Below are 14,542 nucleotides of genomic sequence, written 5' to 3'. Positions count from 1 at the left end.
AGCTTATTATATTTATTAAATAAGAAATTTACCGGATGATCTTCCCACCTAGGAAGATCTTTTTTTGTGAATTCTTGTACGTAAACTCCTTCTGTTTGTTAACTATGCCTTGCAACGTTTATACTCGTTTTGCAGAAGACCATACACATCAACATCCTCGTACGTATTTTGCAAACGTTTATTTTGCCTTAATGTTCCTTCCTTTTGTAAGCCTGCCTTCTTTAATACTTTTTTCGATGCGTTGTTTCTTGTTATCGCTGATGCGCAAATTTTGTTTAAGCTCAAGTTAAATCCAAATTCGATTATCTTCTTTACCGCTTCCGTCGCAAACCCTTTTCCCCAATAATCTTTCCCAAGCCAATACCCGAGCTCACCTTTATTATGATGTTTATCAACCCTTAACGTAATCGTGCCGATTATTTCATTTAATTCCTTGCAAACGATTTTTAAAGGGTATTCGTCCCCTTCGTTTATTTGCTTTGGTTGAATTGATATCCATTCCTTAGCATGTTTTAATTCGTAAGGATGTGGAAGACCGATGATATCCGCCAATACTTTGTCGTTTGCTAAATCTCGAATTCTAATTGCATCTTCTTCTTTAAAAGGCTGTAAAATTAAACGTTCAGTTTCTAATATCAAATTCATCCTTTATCCCCATTCTTATTAATTGTTTTATATCTTTATCCTCAGCAAGTCTTATATTTATCTATTTCTCTCAATAGTAAGAAAAGGCAACGGATCCTCCGCCGCCATTTTCGTTCTTTTCTAAGAAAAGCAATCTAGCCTTGCATTTTACTTTTTTGCCGAAATCATTAAAAACATAGGTCTGCGAAGTTCATCTTTCATGTCAGGTATCGTGTTTAGCATTTCCTCAGAAGGGATCGGTTCTTCAACAGCACTAATCGTAAAACCAGCCTTCATTACGTCATTTAAATAAGTTGAAATCGTCCGGTGATATTTTATGACGTTATTCGTTAGAAATGTTGTTTCACGAATTCCTTCTGATTGATAATGGTCAACTGCCCAATGCAATCTGTTCCCTTTGTCATCATAATACCAGTCTTGCTCATCTCGTGACGTGAAAATTGGATGCTCTACTGAAAAAACAAAAGAACCTTCAGGCTTTAGACTATCATATACCTTTTTGCAGACTTCCCTAAAAGACCGAATGTAATGAAAAGCTAACGAACTGAGCACGATATCAAATTGACCGTTTGAAAAGTCTATTTCCTCTATCGGCATTTGAATATATGAAATCGCTGGATCATCCGTTTTCTCACGTGCCTTTTGTAGCATCTTTTCAGAAATATCAACTCCGATAACAGAGCTTGCTTGTTGCTCCCTTGCGTACCTACAATGCCAGCCGAAGCCACAGCCTAAATCAAGTACACTTTTATTTTTCAGCTTAGGCAGCAGTGCTTTAAGAACATGCCATTCACCAGCAGCCTCAAGTCCCTTAACTGAGCGGGGCATTTTTTCATATTCTGAAAAAAACTGAATATCATCATATTTATTTTGCTTCATCTTCATCCATCTCCTATAAGTAAAATAGCCTCCTAAAAACAATCTAATATTCTATTTAGGAGGCTATCTATCTTCTTCTAACCACTTCCTACACCCCAATCAAATTATTTATGCACTTTTTCCGTTCTCAAGATGTCACTAGTCGTGGATTAAATAAGCTAAAATTCATTTATCAGATTTTCCCGTTGGCAAATATTTTGTAAAATACGCTGCAGCAAGGATACAAATGACCGATAATGACCAAATAATGATTCCTTCCCACGGAAAATCAATAGCTAAGCCAACCGTTTGGATGACAACGCTTAGTAAAAGAAAAAGCATCGTTAATCTTTTTTTCAACGTTTTTTCTCCTTTTTTACTATATTAATTCAACGATTTTTCTGTACATTCCTGCTTTAAATGGAACATTACGGAAAGATGTAAGCTGATTATTAGCTTTTTCAATGGCTTTTATTGATTGAAGCGAAGGACATGAGACCTCTGCTTAGAGAAGTGTGTCAACGGGAGACACACAGACGTTCACGAAATCAACACTCAAATTTAATAGAGCGCTCTAAAAAGGGTATGAAAATTTTCCCAACAGTACATTGAAACGAACATATATTCGTGTATAATATTCATAAGCGAGTAAAGGAGGGAGTTCTTTGAATTCTATTGATTTAATTATTTTAAATTTTAATGAAGTTAGAAGAAGAAGCATAAAGGTTTGGACATCTATCCATGAGGATAAGCTCCATTGGAAGCCTGATGCTGAAGCTATGAGCTGTATTGAAATGATTCGACATGTACTTGAAAGTGAACATTATTACCATCTTGCCCTTTTAAATAGAGGGAGTTTATCTGCCTTCAATTCCCCTTTTGAAAACAGACCATTTACTACAGTTCATGCTGAATTGGAGTTTGCAGACCCTTATCGAGCTAAGTTCATCGACACAGTTCAGTCATACTCTGAAGAAGATTTACAAACGATAAAAATTGACCGCTCTGACTCAGGATACATAAGAGATTTAGGTGACATGCTCCTACGTATTGCCTATCATGAATCAGTCCATACAGGTCAGTTACTCGATTACTTAAGAACAGCAGGAGTTCCAAGAATTCGCATCTGGGACTAATTCTATTTATAGGTACTTTCACAATGGTGTACATCTTTTTCTAATCGAATGCCATGGTTATAAGTGCAAGCAATCGTAAAAGGGTGAAGTTATTTATCTTCACCCCTCAATTAAATATCAATTATCTAATTGTTTATTTCAACAAATTGTTGAAGGTTATTTTCAATATACTTATTTATATTGCAAATAGTCATCGGGGCAATTTTTATGAACTCGTCATATAACGAATTGATTGATTCCTGGAGCTCTTTATTAAAATTCAGATGCTCACGGGTAATCGCAAAGTCTTCTAATGTAGCTGGGTGATCATGTCGTTTTAGTACTAATTCAATTTTATCAAGCAATGAAACGAACGAATCATCATCAAAATACTTTATACTAGCTTTAAGTGCTGACCAACTTTTCGGCTGAGCCATAAAATATGCGCTCCACCAATAAAACTCAGGAATTGATTTACTGACATGATGATAATACACATAAAACATAAATAATGCTTGCTGCCCTTCGGTTAGTTGCTTGTAAAACTGTTCTTTCATTTCGGAAATAGGAATACTGGTTTCCTCTTTCATTCTAGCTTTATACACATTAATAAGAGGTTCAAAGCATCCTTTGCTAAGGTCAACACGTGTTAATAATTCATAATCTTGACGATTCATCTTTACTAGCATATAATCACTCCCTATGCGAATTATACAGCATTTGGAAATGAACGTATATTTTATTACGACAAAGTATGAATAAACTTCTTTCCACTTTTTCATCTTGCTCTTATTTTATAAAGAAAATTTCCCACCATGATAACAATAGTAGGTATCTGCTTTAAGATTTTTAATTTTATCCAAAGACTTTTCTGCAGTCTCAATATCTAAACAAAAATGTGGGTTAGCAATGATTAATTTTTGATTTTCATTCACAGCGGCATCACCTGTTATAACACTATGTAAGCTTGGGAAATATAATGAAATATGCCCAGATGTATGCCCTGGGGTAGCGATTACTTTACATTTGTTATCTAAAATCATATCACCATCACGTACCTTTACATCGATTGGAACATGCTTCAAGTTTTTTAACTGCTGGATAAAAAGCTTGCCGAACTCAATTTCTTCATCAGGCATTTTTTCAAGTATTTCTTCAGCTTGAACGAGTCTCTCTGACTTTATTTCTCCACTAATGTATTTGGCTTCCACCTTACTAGCTATTATAGTTATCCAAGGATATTTCTCTTTAAAATCATATAAAGAACCTATATGATCATCATCATAGTGTGTAATAATGATATTTTTTAAATCCTTCATTTCATAACGATTTTTTATGATTTCATTTTCTATTAACGATAGAAAATTTGAATATCCTGTATCTACAAGGGTTAATTCATTATTGTCGATAATTAGACTAGGATAAAGATAATTTTTTTGGCTATTAAACTCAAATTTAATTGGTAGCTCTATTATTTTCATTTCCCTCGCTCCTCACTCACGAGATTTGTTTAATCTCCCTACTTAACCTCTATAACAAATGCATACACGGCATCTCCATTTGATACGTTTTCCTGCTTTTCATCCATCCAACCTATCGCATATGAATAATAATATATGCCTTTTTCCATAGGTGCAGAAAAACGGTTATTTTCAGCCTGAACTTCAGTTTCTTTATTATTGTATATTTTGGAAACGTGGATTTCATTTGGCTTTGGCTCATAATCCATTTCGAACGTTATCTGTTCCCCCGCTTTTACTTCAATCGGCTTTTTCCCCTCTAATAAGTCGACTGTTCCAGCTGTATCAACACATATACCTTCCCCTTTTGAATGCCAACAATAGGATCCAAGTGTTGTAGGATAGCTTTTATTCGCAATTTGTATCGTTGCTTTCGGCGGTTCTTCCCCTGATAAGCCATTATTTGAACATCCCATTATCAACGTTCCAAGCAAAACGAAGATGCTTAATAAATTCCATTTCATCCATATTCCTCCTTTTCAATATAGACGAATTACTTTCACTTGCGTTACCTATTTTTCTCAATTTTTTTGCTTCATCTAATATTGAAGTAGAGAACCGCTATTTTTCACATAAAAAAACGTACCTGCTTTACATTGAGATACGTTTAAATGAAGTTCCATTAGACTAGCTCCTTTAATCGTTTCATTGCAGAGTGAACGGTCAGTCTATGAAAGGAAATTAACTTATTCTTGTAAATAACTCCGTAAACACCATATGGAGTAGGGGAAATGCGCAGTAATTCTTCTCTCGTTTTTAAATCAATGATTTCTAAAGATATTCCTAAATGATTTGCTGCTTTCACAATATTGTCTGTGGAAATATCGATAAATGGGCATTGCGGTGTACGCACGATTGTTAAATCGTTAAATGATTCAAGTCGCTCATCCCAATTATTCGGGAAATATGGCGAAACTGCATGTTTTAGCTTATAAACTAGTAATTCAAATCCATATGGTGCCTCATCAACCTTAATAAAGTTATTTTTCATAAAAATTTCCTTACTAGGTGTCCACGAGGTGTCAGGATTCGTAACGACGATTACACCAGCTTTATTTCGTTCCTTTGCCTCTTGTATACATTGTTCAATCAGCTTTGTAGCATAGCCTTTTCCCGTAATATTTACCCATAAGCAGTGAATAACGAGATAATTTTCCCCATAGACTGCACGTGAACAATATTCAATTGGCGCATATTCAATAAACCCTGCTGGCTTGTTATTCTCCATGATTTTTACATACTTTAAGCCTTCGTTAAATCGCTCAACAAGCCATTTGTTCTTATTTATGTAACCTGTTGAATTTGGCTTACTCCGCAGACAATAGCATCCTGCCTCAGCCATATTCTCTTCAACAATTTGGACCATTTCAATTGTTCTCACCTTTTTCTCTCCTCCATTATTCAGGAACCTAATGAACGATCGTCAAGCTTAAAAAATTTCGGAATAAAAAACAATGGATAGATTAGCAAATAAAGATTTGGTATCCACCATGAAGGATCAAAATCACCCCTTATTGCCCAAAACGATATCGCCTGTAATCCGGAACAGGAAGTCAGAATCAAGGAAATCAGTGCCATCTTACTCCAATTTGGATTTCCTTTTTTATAAAAATAGAGACTAGTAAGTCCAGTTATTGAAATGAAGATATCTAATGGCAGGAATGACCAATTCCAAGCACTTAATATCGGATTGTTATAATCTTTGAAAAGATAGGAGTCAGGAATAATATGTAATAATGTAATGAACCAATATAGGATAAAACCTACATCTGTTATCCAAAAAAATACTTTTAATGTTTTCAAAAAATCCACCTCTTCTAAATAAATGACATTACTAGATTACGTTAATAAAAGGAAAAAGTTTCAAATAATAGATTTAGAGGAGCTGACATTTGAAAAAAATCACTATACCTGTATTTACCTGTTACTAGAATCTAGCAACACTTCTTTGTTTCGTTCGATAATTTCATCTATTGTTAAAACAAACATGATTCAATCTAAATATTTCCCTTTAATATATACATTCCGCCGGCGGATTCGATTTCTATCAAACCTTTAAAATACATCTGAAACGCACTATCCCTGGGTACTTTTCACCTAGGCTTGTTATTTTAAATCCACACTTTTCATAAAAATTCACAGCTTCTATATCGGTCACTGCAAATATAACAGATAAAGCATGTACATCTTTGATATACCGAATCATTTTGCTTCCTATTCCTTTCCCCCGATGATTCGGCATTACAGCAAGATGCTTTATTTCACAACGATTTTGACCTAGCAATTCAATTCCAATACAGCCTATAACATCCTCTTCTAACATAAATCCATATAACCTTCTACCATCTGTTTGAATATATGTTTGGTATATCCCTTCAACCTTTTGTTTTGAGGTTGCGAACGATAAAAGCTCCCGTAATTGAGGATGGATATGTTCCACTTTTATTTCTACCATCCATACACTTCCTTCTGCATTTATGACAAGCTACCACCATGTATCAAAATTACTAATGCCCTACCATTTAGTCATAGTTGCCTTAAAAAATGTTTTGTTCTTTTCATATATAATCGACTGTTCACCTTCAATGTTTCTATATAACTTTGTTCCAGGATTTAATGAATTTGAATCACCATTCTCTACATTGAGTTCAGGGTCTGTATCACCATCAACTATATTTCTAGTAACCTCTCCAATAAATTCACCGACATCATTTTTATGAACCTCACTATTGGTTAATCGGTAAATTTTGTTATCCACTTGAACAAATTCATATCCCCATGAAGCTTCCGCGGTAGTTAAAAGAGTTTTGCGGGAAAGTTCATCGTCATTACATGCAACTAAAATCATTAAAATAAGCAATATAACAATTATTTTCATGATTCTCTCCTACTATTTAATCATCTTAAGTGAAATTATCTATTTTATCGAATAAGAGACGATACTTTCACTTTTTCCTCCCAATATAAAGTAAATGACTAGAAACCCCCAGAATATAGGGATCTGTTGCATGCTCCATAATGAATTGAATGATTTTTTCTTCTTCTCCTTTATCCTTCCAATAATCCCAGCTATCTTCATGCAAAATTGCCCCTACATTTGAGCCTAATAGCTCAAGAGTTTCAAAGCCGTTCTCCTCCATAAACGGTTTCATTTCATCAATATTAAAATAGTATGCACCTGTAAATCGTCCTTCGTCTAAATGATTGAAGCAACCGGTTTTCGAAAAATCATTTATTGCATCCATGCTATCATTTGGCTTCCATTTCTCAGGTGATAAAAGTGACGTAAAAATATGCCTGATTCTTGGCATAAACGCAACAAATATAATTCCTCCTTTTTTTGTAACTCTATTTAACTCTTTGATCGCTTTTACCCGGTCACCTTCATCCTGTAAATGGTACATTGGGCCAAGCATTAGGGAAGCATTAAACTGGTCACTCGCTACCATATTTAGCTCCCTTGCATCTGCGACAAGAAAATCTTTGAGTTTATCGTTTATCGCTAGCTCTTCCGCTTTCTTTTTTGCTTGTTCAACTAATTTAGGTGTCAGGTCAACAAGTGTCACATCATAGCCTTCTTTAGCTAATTCAATTGAATATTTCCCTGGTCCTGCCCCGATATCTATTATTTCCCCTATTTTTGGTAAGTATTTTTTTATGTAAAACCAATTTACTTGAAATTCGATAGGCTCCCTGTCAAGCCTGCCCCATTCATCAAATTGACTATAGTAGTTTATTAGATTCCTCATATAGGTTCCTAAAATTGTTTTCCAATATAAATTTCAGCATTTTATCTACGATCATTTAAGCGCTGCCAAAATGTAAAATAAATAATCTTATTCTTAAGCCTCCCATATCCTCTCAACATAAACTGAATGCCCTAAAACTGTTAATTTATATACATCGGGATTTGTCAGCTGACGCCACTCATTAAATCCAAATCGTTGATCAAAGGAGTGTAAGATTAACGACATTAAATTGCCATGAGTAACAATCGCTATATGTTCTGCATCCTTTTGTAAATACTCCTTAATAACATGAATACCTCGATTCATCGCATCCTTACTTGATTCTCCACCTTCATACGTAAGCTCCAAATCCGCAAATGTTGCCTTTAGCATTTCCAACCAGTTTTCATTTGGTGCCTTACATAGAATCCTTTCAGATAGCCGGTCGTCTACTTGAATCGTACGTCCTAGCTGTTCTGCTAATGGTTTTATCGAGTTTAATGCTCTTGTATATGGACTTGATATGATACAATTGATCGGTTTATCTAAGAAAAATTGTGCAAGCTCCTTCGCTTGCATTAAACCATTATTTGTTAAAGCCGCTTCAGGCTCTTGCCCCTTAGCCTCACAATGACGGATCAAATATATGACTTTTTCTTGTCTATTCATTTTTCCACTCCAATACGCAATAATTATTTGTTCTCGTTATCCTATCTATCAACATAGCTACCCAAGAAAATTTACAAAAAAAGTAACTCTATTTTTGCTAGATTTAATCGAAAGAAAAGCTATATACAAAAAAGGGACTAATCAAAGCGATTAGTCCTCATCTTGATGCTTTATAGGCGTCATATTTTTCCCGAAAAAAATGACTAACTGAAAGTGCCAATGTCGATAAGAAGTCACTTATAACAGATAAAACACCGACAATAAGTTCCATAATTACCAGCTCCTTCAAGTTGATTATCTCATTTTCAACTTGAATATTCCATACATTTCTATTTCAAAAATATCGCTTTTACTCCAAATTGCTTTTCCCTAAAGAAAAACCATCAAATAACCGTCCGCCATAGGGCTGTAAAATATGATCTACTAATTGAATTACTGCCGTTTTGCTGCCAGTTCGGTAAAAACGATCAAAGGCCTCGATCAATTGTTTTGTGAATTCTTCATCATATTTTCTTAACGAGCGAACCGTCCATTTCGATGCACCCATCCATTTACGATTTGTTCTAAGTACGAATTCACTTGCTAGCTCTGCAAGTGTATTGGCAATAAATATTTCCTCTCCACGATTAGAACAACCGATAAAATCTTCAAGTGCATCAGTTATAAAATATCGCTTTGTATTGATCGTTTCAAGAGACCATTCTTCTGGACCTTTGACTAAAAGCTTTTTCGCTTCCTTTTTAATGCATTCAACTACACCATCATCCTTTAGAATTATTCCTTCTGATACCATAGTTGGTAAGGATGGCCTTGCCCGCCTACAGTCATCTTCGAAAAATTGTTGGTATGAGGTAAGATTATGCACAAAGACTTCAATAGCCCAGCCGAAATCTAGTAACGACTCTCGATAAGATGAACGAACGCTTTGATCGAAAATAACAAGGTCAAGATCAGATGTTTCTGTTCCTTCACCACGAATAACACTCCCGGCTAATAAAGCTCCTTGACATTTTGGAAAATACTTATCGATAAATTGATGTGCTGCTTCAAGAGGACTTATTTTATGTAACTCCCCAATTCATTCACCTCTATCTCCTAATGATTGTAACCAAATAAAAATGCTTTTTTTCTATCATAACGAACATTTTTCAACAGTTCAGCTAAAATCTTCAATCAATAAGAGCTTCCCATCATGAAAACGAAAGATTGATGTTCCTTTTAATTGTAGCTTATCACCACGGTTTAATCCGTTTGGCAAATCCATTGCAAGGGTTGCCTCATACTCAATTTGTATCTTTACTCTGTCATCGATTTCTTGATAATCGATCATTGTCTGATGCCGATTAGAAAAAACCTTCGCAGACTTTTCAGCTAACGTTCTAAATTCATCTATACCTTTTGTTTCTGCAGTCAATTCACCATTGGAATAATTTCTAAATACAATCTCTTTATCTAGAAGCTTTATCATTTGCTCGATATGAAACGAATTGTAAGACTCAAGATACTTTTCAATGATTTTTTTACGCTGTTCACTATCCATAAAATCATCACCCCAAAATAGATTATGAAATATATATTCCACAGAACAGATAAATCCCCTTTATATGTAAGAATTGATAATACGATCAAATAATTTAAGAACAATACCTCAGTAAAAAAATAAGACTGTTATATTAAACGTATTTCCTCCAACTATGCAACTAGGTAATTTAAACTATTTATGACCAATCGAAAAACACCATTATTTTCCACTCAGGCGTTCTAGCTTTTTCTATGCTATAATAGAATAGAATGTTGTAAGAAAAACACCACATTTTAAGAATCTTCTCTATTTTATAGGATGAAAGTAATAAGGCTCTTCATTTCCACATTTCTTCATGAATAATCCCCATAGTATTTAGAAAAGCCGAATGAAAGCAACTAATTTCATTCGATTAACTAGGAAAAGGAAAGGGTGTTAAGGATGAATTTAGATGCTGATACGATTTACTGTTTGGAAAACCCTGAAGCAGGGATAAAAAGAATCGCTACTGGTAAAGAGTTAAAATATGAGGATGTCGTTAAAGAGGTTTTTGGTGTTGCGGATATTAATGATCTTATGATGATGATTGAATATAACAAACAGTTTCAATTAAGTGTTTGTAATGCACACGGTATTCAAGAGGACGAAATTAAATTAGAAATGATTTTCCGCGTTGCTACTGCGCAGGATAAGAAACAAGCAATTGCCATGAATACTGAAGGTAATGTATCATCTTAATCGCTTTAATGAAAGAGGTTTCGAAATGCTTCCCTTTACAGAACGCGTAGTACGAATTATCAAACATATTCCTCCTGGAACTGTCATGACGTACGGACAAATTGCAAGGCTAGCAGGAAGTCCTAGAGGCGCCCGACAGGTTGTAAGAATCCTTCATTCAATGAGTGAAAAACACCAATTGCCTTGGCATAGAGTTGTGAATTCAAAGGGGGAAATTGCGCTGAAGGATCCTGAGGCGTTCCATGCCCAATATACCTTTCTGACCGATGAAGGAATTATCATTGGTTTAAATAACCGAATTGATTTGAAATTATACCAATTTATTCCTGCCGAATTGTAATTAAGAAAAAGCCCTCTTTTCGGAGGACTTTTCCTTCAAAGAACCTTTTTTATTGATCCTTTCTATTTTCGTCACCCATATCTTGTGGATCTTCAATGACATCTTCTGGATCTCTATTCCCATCATTTTCATCATCTTTATTGATTGTGTCGTTTTCATCAACACCAGGTACTGTATTGTCTCCATCATTGTTATTACCATTTGTATCTGGTGTTGTATCCCCATTGTTACCATTGTTATTGTTATTGTTATTATCATCCTCTAATACATCATCTGGTGCTGGAGCCGGATCAGGTTCATTATTATTACAGCCGACCGCTACCATAAAAGACATCATAATCGACGCAAGCGTAAGAAGCCATTTTCGATTCAAAGTGAATCCTTCCTTTCAAATTAGTTTTTAATCACGTTTATTTTCTCCACGGAAAACATTAATATGTATCGCTAGCATTATTTTTTTCTTTTTTTACAACCAAGCTAAATAAAAAACCTTCCAACACAATTTCTGTCAGAAGGTTTGCATAGCAGAAGTGTTAAACGTTCGATTTTTCCCATTCTGTGTACAAACCAGTTCCATTGCATGAATGACATTCAACTGTGTGTCCTATATATGTGGTAGTAATCGTTTCAAAGCCAACGCCTTTACAAATTGGACATTTCCCCTCAAGTCGCATTTTTTCTATATGCTTTTTCCGATTTGCATCATACCAATTCGCTAAAAATGTTAATAGCTTCATTATCATCACCTTTTTCATACATTGTATTCAAAGAGTGAGGACAAGGTGATTGGAATACAAAAACTTATTTTAAGAAATACTTAAGATGTATCCTTCACATTTAGTAAAAATTACTCCTCATACTTCGCTGCCTAATAGGTTTTTACATTAGCACACATTGCTTTTAAATGAGTTTTCAAATTCCTAATGTCGCTGAAAAGTCCTTTAAAAGGGATATGCTATACTTCGTACTGTTCATCCAAGAAATCATAGTATTTTCCTTTCATTTCCTTCCGTTTTTCAACAACTAGTACGGAATACAACACACCGTAAAAGTAACCTGCAAACGATGACTTAATAGACCCGAGCTTTTTCGCAAATACCGTTTGTTTAAATGCATAAATGACCTGATCGATAACATCTTCAAGCTCCTTTTGCAATTTCATTTTGTTATAGACAAGGATGACTCGTTTCCAAAGGTGATAAATATCCATTGCAGAGAAAAATGGTTTTGCTGCATTGACAAATAGAGGATTAACTGTATCTGGTAAAAAGCTCGTATCTAACTGTTCAACCGTTGGCTCGATCTCTTTCTTAACGTTATTAGGTTTTAGATCTTTCTCACAGAGTGAGTCTTGCTTTTTCTCTGTTTTATTAGGAGTGTCAGCTGGAGTGACAGCATGCGGTGACACATCAGTTTTTAACGAATCAATTGATGCAAAAGGCTGAATAATAAGGATATTCACCCCTTGCTTCCCGTTCATTCTTGCAGTAGGAATTTTTTTAATGAGCCCCTTCTCAACAAACTTCTTCACAGCACGCATTGCTGTTCGGCGACTTACATTTGCCTGCTCAGCAATATACTCATATTTCGCAAAGGAAACGCCAATGACTTTAACAGAATGTCGCCAAATTTGTTGCAGCACCTTTAAATCTCCTTCTGATAATTCCCATTTATGCTTATATAAAAATCCACGTACAGCCTTATCCATCTCTTCTGTGCTTTCGAACGATTGATATGTTTTAATTGTTTCGAAAGTAAGTTTTTCCATGATTCTACTCTCCCTTAAAAAGATTCTCAAAGGTTGTCCATACTTCGAAAAACCTCTGTCATTTCATATATAGGGATGTAGTGACCGTCGGGTAGCGTCACGGACAAAATTTTTTTAATTTTTTTTAATTTTTTTTAGAAATGAACGCGAATAGTGTGAGACTTCTCCTTAGAAATTAATTCAATCGCAAGGTTAGTATTCATTTTATTAATTCGTAAATTAAATTATTTAATATATTTTGGAATATTTTTTTATTTCTTTAATCTATCTATTTACTTTTTCAACCTCTTTATGTAAGATTGAATTATAAATACTAAAGGAGGGAAATATGGCGTATCCTCTTATTTCAGAGTGCCCTGTTTGTAGTAAGCAATTAAAAATCACAAAGCTACAGTGCACTCATTGTCATACTACAATTGAAAATGAATTTGAACTCTCAAAATTTGCAAGGCTTAACAAGGAACAGCTTAGTTTTATTGAAACCTTTCTAAAGTGCCGTGGAAATATTAAAGAAGTGGAAAAGGAACTTGGTATATCGTATCCTACCGTTCGTGGAAAATTAGACGACATCATCTCATCTCTAGGATTTCCTACCACTAAGAAGGTTGAAAAAATTGATCGTAAAAAAGTAATTTTGCTGCTGGAGAAAGGTGAAATAACAGCCGAAGAAGCAATTAAGATATTAAATGGGGAGGAATCCTAAAATGAGTGAGGAAATTTCAAGAATATTAACAATGGTTGAAGAAGGAAAGCTGGATAAAGAAAAGGCTGCTGAATTAATCAATGCACTGCAAGAAAACGGTAATCAAGTCAATCTAAATAAACAAACCTCTAGTTCCTACTTAAATAAAATGCTAAAAATCCGTGTTACTTCAGAAGATGGTGACAATGTTAATGTTAATCTGCCAATAAAACTCATAAAAGCTGTTTTAAAGGTCGGAACAAATATCGCTGAAAAATTTCCTGAATCTGAGAAATATATAAAGGATTTAGATGTTGAACTTTTAATTGAAGCTATTGATAATGAATTGGACGGACAAATTGTCGATATTACCTCAGCAAACGGTGACAAAGTACTGGTTGTTATTGAGTAAAATGATAAAGATAAAAATTAAAGTGAAAGCCAGACGATTTATTATTCTAGTCCCGTATGCCTTTTTACATTTTTCCCTTAGAATCCTCACTTCAAAGAAAATCCTTGTGCTTGTAAATCGTGCAATTCAAAAGGGAAAGAAGAATTTTCAAATCCCTTATATAAATTGGGATGATTTAAAGCTCTTGCTAAAGGAACTTTCAAAGGAAAAAGGTCTCCTGTTGCTTGAAACAAGCTTTAAAGATGGAACAGAAGTTACTATTAAGTTATAAAGCACAATTCCTCTGTGCATTGGAATTGTGCTTTTTTTCTGCAGGTGGTATGGTTCACTATGCTTGATGGTTTATTGTCATCCTTACTGTACAATCTGGAAAACATCAGAAATGACAATAATCCTTTTTTGTTACCGTACGTGTTAGTACAAGGTAATTTACTTTGATTTTAGATATTAAAACCCTTCAATTCTTCAAAGGTGTTTCTAACTTTATTTTGATTAAACATCATCTTTACTAAGATGAAGAATCAATGCAGAATCTCTGAGAACGA

General features: G+C 34.5%; 23 protein-coding genes. 6 read left to right on the top strand and 17 right to left on the bottom strand.

The window, feature by feature from the left end; all coding sequences use genetic code 11:
* Positions 1 to 102 precede the first annotated feature (102 nt).
* The 3 genes from HU235_RS03275 to HU235_RS03265 form a co-directional block, all read right to left on the bottom strand.
* Positions 103 to 645: a GNAT family N-acetyltransferase gene (locus HU235_RS03275; protein WP_174879332.1), complete on the bottom strand. Its 543-nt coding sequence runs from the start codon at positions 643 to 645 to the stop codon at positions 103 to 105.
* Positions 646 to 792: 147 nt separating this feature from the next.
* Positions 793 to 1,524, bottom strand: a complete 732-nt coding sequence (locus HU235_RS03270; RefSeq protein ID WP_174879331.1) for a class I SAM-dependent methyltransferase — start codon at positions 1,522 to 1,524, stop codon at positions 793 to 795.
* Positions 1,525 to 1,689: 165 nt separating this feature from the next.
* The gene (locus tag HU235_RS03265; RefSeq protein WP_170944291.1) at positions 1,690 to 1,863 is read right to left on the bottom strand and encodes a hypothetical protein; all 174 of its coding nucleotides are present in this window, start codon (positions 1,861 to 1,863) and stop codon (positions 1,690 to 1,692) included.
* 305 nt (positions 1,864 to 2,168) lie between these two features.
* Here HU235_RS03265 and HU235_RS03260 point away from each other — a divergent pair, with 305 nt between their 5' ends.
* Positions 2,169 to 2,639: a DinB family protein gene (locus HU235_RS03260; RefSeq protein ID WP_174879330.1), complete on the top strand. Its 471-nt coding sequence runs from the start codon at positions 2,169 to 2,171 to the stop codon at positions 2,637 to 2,639.
* Between the two features lie 125 nt (positions 2,640 to 2,764).
* Here the strand turns inward: HU235_RS03260 and HU235_RS03255 are convergent, their stop codons facing one another.
* The 11 genes from HU235_RS03255 to HU235_RS03205 form a co-directional block, all read right to left on the bottom strand.
* Complete coding sequence (locus HU235_RS03255) at positions 2,765 to 3,307, bottom strand: hypothetical protein (RefSeq protein WP_174879329.1); 543 nt, start codon at positions 3,305 to 3,307, stop codon at positions 2,765 to 2,767.
* Positions 3,308 to 3,412: 105 nt separating this feature from the next.
* On the bottom strand, positions 3,413 to 4,099 hold the full coding sequence (locus tag HU235_RS03250; protein WP_174879328.1) for an MBL fold metallo-hydrolase: 687 nt from the start codon (positions 4,097 to 4,099) through the stop codon (positions 3,413 to 3,415).
* Positions 4,100 to 4,137: 38 nt separating this feature from the next.
* Complete coding sequence (locus tag HU235_RS03245) at positions 4,138 to 4,602, bottom strand: hypothetical protein (protein ID WP_233452121.1); 465 nt, start codon at positions 4,600 to 4,602, stop codon at positions 4,138 to 4,140.
* Positions 4,603 to 4,760: 158 nt separating this feature from the next.
* Positions 4,761 to 5,519 carry a GNAT family N-acetyltransferase gene (locus HU235_RS03240; RefSeq protein ID WP_174879327.1) on the bottom strand — a complete coding sequence of 253 codons (759 nt, stop codon included), beginning with the start codon at positions 5,517 to 5,519 and terminating at the stop codon, positions 4,761 to 4,763.
* A 20-nt stretch (positions 5,520 to 5,539) separates the two neighbouring features.
* Positions 5,540 to 5,941 (bottom strand): YvaD family protein, encoded by a 402-nt coding sequence (locus HU235_RS03235; protein ID WP_174879326.1) that lies wholly within the window; start codon positions 5,939 to 5,941, stop codon positions 5,540 to 5,542.
* Between the two features lie 244 nt (positions 5,942 to 6,185).
* Positions 6,186 to 6,593, bottom strand: a complete 408-nt coding sequence (locus HU235_RS03230; protein ID WP_174879325.1) for a GNAT family N-acetyltransferase — start codon at positions 6,591 to 6,593, stop codon at positions 6,186 to 6,188.
* Between the two features lie 60 nt (positions 6,594 to 6,653).
* The gene (locus HU235_RS03225) at positions 6,654 to 7,016 is read right to left on the bottom strand and encodes a hypothetical protein (RefSeq protein WP_174879324.1); all 363 of its coding nucleotides are present in this window, start codon (positions 7,014 to 7,016) and stop codon (positions 6,654 to 6,656) included.
* Between the two features lie 67 nt (positions 7,017 to 7,083).
* Positions 7,084 to 7,887, bottom strand: coding sequence for a class I SAM-dependent methyltransferase (locus tag HU235_RS03220; RefSeq protein WP_174879323.1), 804 nt, complete (start codon positions 7,885 to 7,887; stop codon positions 7,084 to 7,086).
* 93 nt (positions 7,888 to 7,980) lie between these two features.
* The gene (locus HU235_RS03215; protein WP_174879322.1) at positions 7,981 to 8,535 is read right to left on the bottom strand and encodes a histidine phosphatase family protein; all 555 of its coding nucleotides are present in this window, start codon (positions 8,533 to 8,535) and stop codon (positions 7,981 to 7,983) included.
* 349 nt (positions 8,536 to 8,884) lie between these two features.
* Positions 8,885 to 9,400, bottom strand: a complete 516-nt coding sequence (locus HU235_RS03210; protein ID WP_307190638.1) for a nucleotidyltransferase domain-containing protein — start codon at positions 9,398 to 9,400, stop codon at positions 8,885 to 8,887.
* 291 nt (positions 9,401 to 9,691) lie between these two features.
* The gene (locus HU235_RS03205) at positions 9,692 to 10,117 is read right to left on the bottom strand and encodes a nuclear transport factor 2 family protein (protein WP_307190637.1); all 426 of its coding nucleotides are present in this window, start codon (positions 10,115 to 10,117) and stop codon (positions 9,692 to 9,694) included.
* A 381-nt stretch (positions 10,118 to 10,498) separates the two neighbouring features.
* Between HU235_RS03205 and HU235_RS03200 the strand changes: the two genes are divergently transcribed.
* Together HU235_RS03200 and HU235_RS03195 are read left to right on the top strand one after the other, a co-directional pair.
* Complete coding sequence (locus HU235_RS03200) at positions 10,499 to 10,795, top strand: hypothetical protein (protein ID WP_174879321.1); 297 nt, start codon at positions 10,499 to 10,501, stop codon at positions 10,793 to 10,795.
* 25 nt (positions 10,796 to 10,820) lie between these two features.
* Positions 10,821 to 11,135, top strand: a complete 315-nt coding sequence (locus tag HU235_RS03195; RefSeq protein WP_095299622.1) for an MGMT family protein — start codon at positions 10,821 to 10,823, stop codon at positions 11,133 to 11,135.
* Positions 11,136 to 11,184: 49 nt separating this feature from the next.
* Here HU235_RS03195 and HU235_RS03190 read toward each other — a convergent pair whose 3' ends face one another.
* The 3 genes from HU235_RS03190 to HU235_RS03180 form a co-directional block, all read right to left on the bottom strand.
* On the bottom strand, positions 11,185 to 11,508 hold the full coding sequence (locus tag HU235_RS03190; protein WP_174879320.1) for a hypothetical protein: 324 nt from the start codon (positions 11,506 to 11,508) through the stop codon (positions 11,185 to 11,187).
* A gap of 160 nt (positions 11,509 to 11,668) precedes the next feature.
* Complete coding sequence (locus HU235_RS03185; protein WP_174879319.1) at positions 11,669 to 11,872, bottom strand: methionine aminopeptidase; 204 nt, start codon at positions 11,870 to 11,872, stop codon at positions 11,669 to 11,671.
* Between the two features lie 218 nt (positions 11,873 to 12,090).
* The gene (locus tag HU235_RS03180; RefSeq protein WP_174879318.1) at positions 12,091 to 12,903 is read right to left on the bottom strand and encodes a helix-turn-helix domain-containing protein; all 813 of its coding nucleotides are present in this window, start codon (positions 12,901 to 12,903) and stop codon (positions 12,091 to 12,093) included.
* Positions 12,904 to 13,231: 328 nt separating this feature from the next.
* Between HU235_RS03180 and HU235_RS03175 the strand changes: the two genes are divergently transcribed.
* Genes HU235_RS03175 through HU235_RS03165 form a run of 3 tightly spaced genes read left to right on the top strand, consistent with a single transcriptional unit; the run spans position 13,232 to position 14,268 of the window.
* Positions 13,232 to 13,606, top strand: a complete 375-nt coding sequence (locus HU235_RS03175; protein ID WP_095299563.1) for a DUF2089 domain-containing protein — start codon at positions 13,232 to 13,234, stop codon at positions 13,604 to 13,606.
* A 1-nt stretch (position 13,607) separates the two neighbouring features.
* Positions 13,608 to 13,997, top strand: coding sequence for an SHOCT-like domain-containing protein (locus HU235_RS03170; RefSeq protein ID WP_174879317.1), 390 nt, complete (start codon positions 13,608 to 13,610; stop codon positions 13,995 to 13,997).
* A 1-nt stretch (position 13,998) separates the two neighbouring features.
* Complete coding sequence (locus HU235_RS03165; protein ID WP_174879316.1) at positions 13,999 to 14,268, top strand: hypothetical protein; 270 nt, start codon at positions 13,999 to 14,001, stop codon at positions 14,266 to 14,268.
* The last annotated feature ends 274 nt before the right edge of the window (positions 14,269 to 14,542 follow it).

This window comes from Metabacillus niabensis (assembly GCF_902829255.1).
Taxonomy (GTDB): domain Bacteria; phylum Bacillota; class Bacilli; order Bacillales; family Bacillaceae; genus Metabacillus; species Metabacillus niabensis.
The sequence above is the reverse complement of the archived record's forward strand: the minus strand, read 5'-3'. Positions and strand labels throughout refer to the sequence as shown.

Bases quoted from the DNA above. Each gene is read 5' to 3' on its own strand.
- HU235_RS03275 (WP_174879332.1), bottom strand. From the start codon at position 645: ATGAATTTGATATTAGAAACTGAACGTTTAATTTTACAGCCTTTTAAA.
- HU235_RS03270 (WP_174879331.1), bottom strand. From the start codon at position 1,524: ATGAAGCAAAATAAATATGATGATATTCAGTTTTTTTCAGAATATGAA.
- HU235_RS03255 (WP_174879329.1), bottom strand. From the start codon at position 3,307: ATGCTAGTAAAGATGAATCGTCAAGATTATGAATTATTAACACGTGTT.
- HU235_RS03250 (WP_174879328.1), bottom strand. From the start codon at position 4,099: ATGAAAATAATAGAGCTACCAATTAAATTTGAGTTTAATAGCCAAAAA.
- HU235_RS03245 (WP_233452121.1), bottom strand. From the start codon at position 4,602: ATGAAATGGAATTTATTAAGCATCTTCGTTTTGCTTGGAACGTTGATA.
- HU235_RS03230 (WP_174879325.1), bottom strand. From the start codon at position 6,593: ATGGTAGAAATAAAAGTGGAACATATCCATCCTCAATTACGGGAGCTT.
- HU235_RS03225 (WP_174879324.1), bottom strand. From the start codon at position 7,016: ATGAAAATAATTGTTATATTGCTTATTTTAATGATTTTAGTTGCATGT.
- HU235_RS03220 (WP_174879323.1), bottom strand. From the start codon at position 7,887: ATGAGGAATCTAATAAACTACTATAGTCAATTTGATGAATGGGGCAGG.
- HU235_RS03215 (WP_174879322.1), bottom strand. From the start codon at position 8,535: ATGAATAGACAAGAAAAAGTCATATATTTGATCCGTCATTGTGAGGCT.
- HU235_RS03200 (WP_174879321.1), top strand. From the start codon at position 10,499: ATGAATTTAGATGCTGATACGATTTACTGTTTGGAAAACCCTGAAGCA.
- HU235_RS03195 (WP_095299622.1), top strand. From the start codon at position 10,821: ATGCTTCCCTTTACAGAACGCGTAGTACGAATTATCAAACATATTCCT.
- HU235_RS03185 (WP_174879319.1), bottom strand. From the start codon at position 11,872: ATGAAGCTATTAACATTTTTAGCGAATTGGTATGATGCAAATCGGAAA.
- HU235_RS03180 (WP_174879318.1), bottom strand. From the start codon at position 12,903: ATGGAAAAACTTACTTTCGAAACAATTAAAACATATCAATCGTTCGAA.
- HU235_RS03175 (WP_095299563.1), top strand. From the start codon at position 13,232: ATGGCGTATCCTCTTATTTCAGAGTGCCCTGTTTGTAGTAAGCAATTA.
- HU235_RS03170 (WP_174879317.1), top strand. From the start codon at position 13,608: ATGAGTGAGGAAATTTCAAGAATATTAACAATGGTTGAAGAAGGAAAG.
- HU235_RS03165 (WP_174879316.1), top strand. From the start codon at position 13,999: ATGATAAAGATAAAAATTAAAGTGAAAGCCAGACGATTTATTATTCTA.